Annotated in this window: 6 protein-coding genes and 2 pseudogenes; 5 read left to right on the top strand and 3 right to left on the bottom strand. The window is 42.9% G+C overall.

All coding sequences use genetic code 11. From position 1 onward, the window contains the following. The first annotated feature begins 216 nt into the window (after nt 1-216). The gene (locus tag JMY09_RS14000; protein WP_201624550.1) at nt 217-2,868 is read left to right on the top strand and encodes a MobA/MobL family protein; all 2,652 of its coding nucleotides are present in this window, start codon (nt 217-219) and stop codon (nt 2,866-2,868) included. A gap of 25 nt (nt 2,869-2,893) precedes the next feature. Next, nucleotides 2,894-3,850, top strand: coding sequence for a hypothetical protein (locus JMY09_RS14005; RefSeq protein ID WP_201624552.1), 957 nt, complete (start codon nt 2,894-2,896; stop codon nt 3,848-3,850). 320 nt (nt 3,851-4,170) lie between these two features. Here JMY09_RS14005 and JMY09_RS14010 read toward each other — a convergent pair whose 3' ends face one another. Next, nucleotides 4,171-4,446 carry a hypothetical protein gene (locus JMY09_RS14010; RefSeq protein WP_201624554.1) on the bottom strand — a complete coding sequence of 92 codons (276 nt, stop codon included), beginning with the start codon at nt 4,444-4,446 and terminating at the stop codon, nt 4,171-4,173. A 156-nt stretch (nt 4,447-4,602) separates the two neighbouring features. After that, nucleotides 4,603-4,905 carry a helix-turn-helix domain-containing protein gene (locus JMY09_RS14015; RefSeq protein ID WP_265088039.1) on the bottom strand — a complete coding sequence of 101 codons (303 nt, stop codon included), beginning with the start codon at nt 4,903-4,905 and terminating at the stop codon, nt 4,603-4,605. Nucleotides 4,906-5,128: 223 nt separating this feature from the next. Here JMY09_RS14015 and parA point away from each other — a divergent pair, with 223 nt between their 5' ends. The 3 genes and pseudogenes from parA to JMY09_RS14030 all read left to right on the top strand — a co-directional run. Further along, on the top strand, nt 5,129-5,767 hold the full coding sequence (gene parA / locus JMY09_RS14020) for a ParA family partition ATPase (RefSeq protein WP_201547029.1): 639 nt from the start codon (nt 5,129-5,131) through the stop codon (nt 5,765-5,767). 3 nt (nt 5,768-5,770) lie between these two features. Continuing rightward, complete coding sequence (locus JMY09_RS14025) at nt 5,771-5,980, top strand: plasmid partition protein ParG (protein WP_025652656.1); 210 nt, start codon at nt 5,771-5,773, stop codon at nt 5,978-5,980. 322 nt (nt 5,981-6,302) lie between these two features. After that, nucleotides 6,303-6,719: pseudogene (locus JMY09_RS14030) on the top strand (type I restriction-modification system subunit M N-terminal domain-containing protein); the annotation flags it as partial. Here JMY09_RS14030 and JMY09_RS14035 read toward each other — a convergent pair. After that, nucleotides 6,665-6,846, bottom strand: a pseudogene (locus JMY09_RS14035) (DnaJ C-terminal domain-containing protein); the annotation flags it as partial. The pseudogenes JMY09_RS14030 and JMY09_RS14035 overlap by 55 nt on opposite strands.

Below are 6,846 nucleotides of genomic sequence, written 5' to 3' on the forward strand. Positions count from 1 at the left end.
GTACAAACATAAGGATGCAAGGTAGTAAAATACACAAGACCACGTCTTTTTGTGGCCGCAGTAGTATTTTAACCCTCTGTTAAGAGCGAACTTAGGAGTTTATATAAAAAAGACCCACAAGGGGTGCTATTTTTTTACATAAACTCCGTCGTTCGGCAGGGGGCGATCCCCCTACAACCCCCAAAAAAACCATCTTTTAACTTCGGATTTTTTGCCATGAATAATAAAGGATTTCATCTGTCGGTTAGCGCCGTTAGCAAGGCGAAAAATCATAGTGTGCTAGCAAAATCAGCCTATAATTCTGGCTCAAAACTGATCGATGATCAGTCAGGGGAAGTACATGATTACACCAGTAAAACCAAAGATAAGGTTTTAAATTTAGTTGATAGTGAAGGCACTAAATACGCCCAATTGATTGAGAAAAATGTGTTGCATACGGCGTTGATCACACCAACTATTGCTGGGGATTTGGCAGTAACGCGTGAGGGGTTCTGGAATGATATCGAACGTATTGAGACTCGTAAAAACGCGCAGTTCGGTACTGAGATTGATGTTATGTTTCCCGAGGGAGTCACGGCTGATCAGCGCATAGTTCTGGTCGAGCGCTACGCTCAAAACCTATCTGATCGCTATAACGTGCTTGTTGATGTGGCCATCCATCGACCCCACAGTCATGAGAAGCAAGTGGGGGAGATTGAAGTGGTCGAGCTGACCAGCAGTAATTTTCATGCTCATATTTTACTCTCAAGCCGTGAAATATTAGCGGATGCAGATAAAGGATATGTCTTATCGAAGCGTAAGAATTGGACACAGTGGTCGACCGGTGAGCGGCTATCTAAAGGACTAAATGGGCGTGGCGATGAGCTTAAATATCAACGCATCCTCTGGGCAGATATGGCTAATGAGCTATTGCCTGAGAATAAAAGTATCAGTGAGAAATCGTATCGTGAGCAGGGCATCAATCGTTTACCAAAAATGAAACTGGGTAAATCCTTGTATAAGGATGTTTTGAAAGGTAGGCGCTCAGTGATTAATGAGTACAACGAAACGATTGATGAGATCAACGCCTACATCGAAAAAAATGGTTTGGTAATTGAGTATGACGACAAGGGTCGTATTGATCTTGAGAGCAACGTACAAGAGATTGATGGCGTTACAGTACATTATAAAAAGCGTAAACCCTTTGCACGATTTGAGCTTAGTAACATCCGCTTGGTAGATCCCGCCGCTGAACTTACACCCGCTACTCCTAAAGAGGATAGTCAGGCTCATAGTAATGCGGTCAATGATGACGTACTTGATGAAATTTTAGTGATCTCAGACGATTTTGAGCAGCAAAAAAAGATGATACGCAGCGCCTTATTCTCAACCATTGATAGGCTGCATGAAGAATTAGCACACCAGTCTAAACAGACCATCACCATTGACAAAAATATTAAAAGCACGCCGCGGTTCACCGAGGAGGTGGGACAGGATTACAGCACGTCCCGCCAAAAAATGATTGAGCTTGCCAGGCAGATAAGCACAAAAGAGCAAGGCGAGGCTCTAAAGGAAGCTTTAGCGTTGGTTGAGCAGTTTAGACAAGACGATACCCTACAAACGCGCCGCGCCGTTACCAGTCTTGAGAAGCAACTGTCACAGATTGATAAAATAGTGCTGAACAACGAAACGGTGCTAAAAAAGCTGATCCCGCTTAATAATGAAGTCATTGCTGACTACAAAGGGTTAAAGGCCACCCTAAAACCGTTTGCCGCAAAGCTGAATAAACTGGCGACTGGCTTTAAAGCACTTGATGAGATTGATATTGAAAAATCTGACTTGTCCTTACAGTGGGATCAAGCGTTTGCGGATCTACAAGAGATAGACGTCAGCAATAACATGGACACTTATCATAAGTTTGCCGCATTTGCAGATCTGGATGTTGAGCGCTTTAAACACTTTCAAGAAGAGCGTGAGGCGCTCAGTACGTTAAAAGCGGTAGAGATAGACGCGGATGCTGACACTCGTTTGACGGCCTTGACAGCTGATGTTAAAGCGTTTAAGACCGCCAATGATAACGACATCAAACAGTTAAAGCAGCAAATTAATACCAGTCAAAAAACCTATCAGCGCTTATCGCCGTTTTATGAGCAGCGTATCGATTTGCTTGATCAAAGTGAGGCGGTAATCGTGCAAGATAATGATTTATACGATGAAATTACTCAAACCAAGACCACTCAACTAAATGCAGATAGGCTTGATGACTGGCGCAACCGTACGATGGTGCTTCACCACCAGCTCAACAAAGCACATGAGCAAGCAAAGCTTAAGGAAGAGGCTGAGCGCGCACGAGAGGAGGCTTTGATAAGGCGGCGAGTAGCTTTACAACAGAGACGGCAGCAGGCATCTCTTAAGCGTCAGCGAATCAATGAGACCAAAGCATATCGAGATCGATTTGACAATTTAGTGGTACGGGTGCGTAACCGCGTTAATACCCTTTATTTTAAGGCTATTGATGCACCGATCGAAGTGATCAACGCGGCTGAGGCGGTTGCCGCACAAGCGTTTATATTCACTGCCCTAAAACGCACTGACAGCTTTACGGCGCTGCAAAAAAGTTTACGAGACACTGATGCTAAAAAATCTGCAGCGCAGGTGCGAAAGGTAGCAACATCGCTGTGGCAACAGCTTGAGCGCTTGCCTGACAATCAAGATAAAGTCGAGGTATTAACCCAAATCAATGAGCGCTTTGAGCACGTTCCTGCTATCACCATAGATGCGGCAACGCTCACGCAAACCGTGACAGATCACCTGCAAAAAACGAAGAGCGCCATCCAAGCGCAAGAACAAGCACAAACACGCCGCTACTCATCACCACGCCCATTTTAGGCGGCATTATTATAATGAGTACACCATGAATAAAGATAATAGCAATGAGCACGACATTCACGACGAGCTTATTAATCTCGTGACCAGACTCAAACCTGTGATCGAAGCTCTGCGAGCACTGATTGGAAAAGCTGACGATGCGGTGGCAACGCGCCTTGATCACTCTCTTAGCCGTATTGATGGTACGGTGGACGAAATCAGCACTGTCATTGCAGAACTAGGAAACAGCGCGAGCGCTTCCTCAGAGGCATTGAGTCAGTATCAAGATCTTGTGTTAAAGCAGCTACAAGCAGCAGTGACCACCTTTACCGATACTGAAATGCCGCGTCGTTATGATGACAAAATAGCGGACATCATCATCGATATGAAGCAGCAGATTGATACGGCTGTACAGGCGGTCGTCACTGCTAAAAACGCCAGCATAGAGGCGCAAGTGAGTGCCATGCAAGCGGTGGCTGATAAGCTTGGCGTTAGTGCGGACAGTCTTGCGCTATTTACCAGTCAGTATCAAGCTGGTCATGAGCAGATTATCAAAGATATTGAGGCCTTTGAGAACGCTACAAAAAAGCGGATTGGAGAAGTAAAAGAGGATGCTGATAAAGACTTGGGTAAGATTTACAAGTCTATTGAGTCCATGAGTATTAAAAGGATAGCAGCAGTAGCCGCTGCGTGTACGGCAGCAGTGGTAATAAGCCTTATGGCCCTGGTATTTTGGTATGTACCAAGCTTTGATAAGATTGCAGAGATGAGACAGCAGCAAGCAGAGCTACAGCGCGGCATCGATGAGCTTGAAACGGGTTGGAAACAGGCCTTTAATAATGCTCAAAGTGCGCAGTTTATTTTGGCTTGTGATGTTAATAAAGATCAGCCTGATGTGATCAGCTGGTGCGTCAGAGCAGACAGTAAAAGCTTTTTGAGAGATGAAAAAGGCTTTGTTTATTATAAAATATCTGGGTCGACTCGCGCGAAACCTACTGAGTAAAGGTTTATGGTAATAGTGAACCATACTCCTCAAAGAGGCCTTTATAGGGTTGGGGTAGCGTAGATAATTGTACGGGCATTTTTAGGCTAGATACTGGTAGCAGATAGCCTTGGTCAAAAATGAGTCTTCTAAAACATATATCAATGAAAAAAGGTTTGTTTGACTGCCGTTATCTTTGTCTATATTAAAAAGCCATTAGTATGGCGTCTGTTAAATTTTTATGGCCATATTAGAAAAAAGCCAGATAATGAAACTTTATCTGGCTTTAAAGATTATTGTTTCTTGTCGAACAAGATATCTGCGAATATCAGCTAAAATAATTATGCTGCTTGGTCAGTATGAGCTGTGACCAACTCCATAAAGGCGGTTTCAAGGATGCTTAAAGTGTAGTCGTCAACGATAAGACCATCATCCAGCTGTCGTTGTACCCAGACATAAACCGCTTCATCATTATAAAGAATAGCGTCAACACCCAGTAAGGATGCCAATTGTACACCTTGCTGTATTTGTAAGCTTGATAACAGCTGAAAAGCTAAGGCTTTAGTCTGTTCACTAAACCATGTGCAGCTGTTGAGCCGCGATAGATTGTTATTCATTAGTATTCTCCTGTAGATTATTATGTGCAAATAATAGATAAAATGACTTACTACAGGTCAAATTATACCTATATTTTAATCTATTGCAAGAGAAAATGACCTTCTATAGGTCTTTTTATACGTTTGAGGGTTATAATGTCTTATCAAAGAGTGTGTTTATTCAGGCGACACACTGCTTTTCTCATTTATGATTTCATATAAATCACCAACATTGATTCTAAGATACGTGCATAAAGACTCGATGACATCTAGGTCAACTCGGGTGGCTTCTTCATGATACATGCGAGTAATGGTGCCACGATTGATGCCAGTATCCCTTGCGACATCGGCAATTTTAAGGCGTCTTTCGCCCATGATGGTCGATAAGTGACACTTCACCATAGTGGTTTCCTCATTAACGATTAGTGGTTTTTGATTGGTGAGCGGATTATAACGAATATGAGCGGCTAAAGTATTCATTTTAGTAGCTCATATTGATATCGAATAGCGGCAATTTACCTAGTAGTATGCAGTTTATTATGCTGTCTTTGATGCAGGACGTCTATCATGATGGATATACGCTAGTTAGAAAAGGCAATGCTATTTTTACTATGAAACATTGCTATTAGTAGTGATGTGACGTACATTTTTAGTTATACTTATATACTTATATACTCAATGCATGCTACAGGGATCTGTATTTATGAAGGTAATCGCGGTATTAAATCAAAAAGGTGGCAGCGGCAAGACTACCATCGCAACGCATCTGGCTCGTGGCTTACAGTTGAAAGGCCATAGTGTTCTGCTAGTAGATAGCGATCAGCAGGGCAGTGCGCGTGACTGGAGAGCGGTTGATGAAGACAATCCGGTACCAGTGATCGGGCTTGATAGACCAACACTTGATAAAGATTTAAAAAGCGTCTCTGATAAAGATTATGTGGTGATCGATGGATCGCCGCAAGCTACTAGTCTGGCTATTTCTGCTATAAAAGCGGCTGATTTTATATTGATTCCGGTGCAGCCGAGCCCCTATGATATCTGGGCGACCAGCGATTTGGTTGATCTGGTGCAGCAGCGCATAGAGATGATGGATGGCCAACTAAAGGCGGCGTTTGTCGTATCACGCGCCATTCAAAATACTAATATTGGTAAAGAGGTTGCAACCGCGCTGCTTGATTATAATCTTCCGGTATTAGAGACCAGAGTGATGCAGCGAGTTGCTTATCCTAATAGTGCTGCCCTTGGTAAGACAGTATTTGATACCGAATCGCCTAGTAGCAATGCGATACAAGAGATAACCGCATTGGTCAGTGAGATTCAAACATTTTTTGGTGAGGAGTAAGTCATGAGTTTATCAGCAGGTCGTCCTAGTAAGAACGTTAAGGATCAATTGGCTTTATCGGATGTGACGGACAGTCCCAAAAAGACGGTACGCGTGAATTTTAACCTAGATGAAGATAAACATATTGCACTTAAACGGTATGCGCTTGAGAGCCGAAAAACGGTTACTGAGCTGTTGACTGAAATGATTGAGGAAAAGTTGGTTGAGCGATAAGCATAAAAAATCGGATTTTTTATGCCTATAAAAAGGATATGTATAAAAAACTCAAAAAATTATACATATCGTCGAACGCTGTGCTCCTTTCTAGTATCATCAGATGCTTGTTTTCTTAAGCCAGACGTAGAAGCAAGCTGCAAAGAAAATGCCCATGGCAAAACAAGCACTGTTTCCCATATCAGTACCATATAATAGAACCAAAAACAGTTAGCAGTGCTAAGGTATATTTCCCTTAATCAAAGCGTACTCAATAACGATTTAAGTTACACAAAATATAAGGGGCTTCTAGCCCCATCATTATTCCTATAGGATTTTTATCATGACCAGTAGCCAACAACGTGCCGAACTCCATCGCCAAATCTGGCAAATTGCAAACGAGGTTCGGGGTTCAGTCGATGGCTGGGACTTTAAGCAGTATGTGTTGGGTACGTTGTTCTACCGCTTTATCAGTGAAAACTTTGCCAGTTATATCGAGGGCGGTGATGAGAGCGTTAATTATGCCACGCTTCCCGATAGTGTGATTACTGATGATATTAAAGACGATGCCATTAAGACCAAGGGCTACTTTATTTATCCAAGCCAACTGTTTGCCACGATCGCTAAAGACGCTCATAGAAACGAGAACCTTAATACGGACTTAGCCGCAATATTTAAAGCGATTGAAGGCTCAGCTAATGGTTATCCCTCAGAGCCTGATATCAAAGGCTTGTTTGCTGACTTTGACACCACCAGCAACTTGCCACTTTGAGTACCTTCAGCGATTTTGATATTTACTTTGCCATCTAAGGTAGGAATTTCGACTTCTTTGCCAAGTGCGGCATCAGTGATACTCACTGGCACATCCATATATAGATCGGCGCCTT

Origin of the sequence: Psychrobacter urativorans (assembly GCF_904846695.1) — a bacterium.
GTDB classification, from domain to species: Bacteria; Pseudomonadota; Gammaproteobacteria; order Pseudomonadales; family Moraxellaceae; genus Psychrobacter; species Psychrobacter urativorans.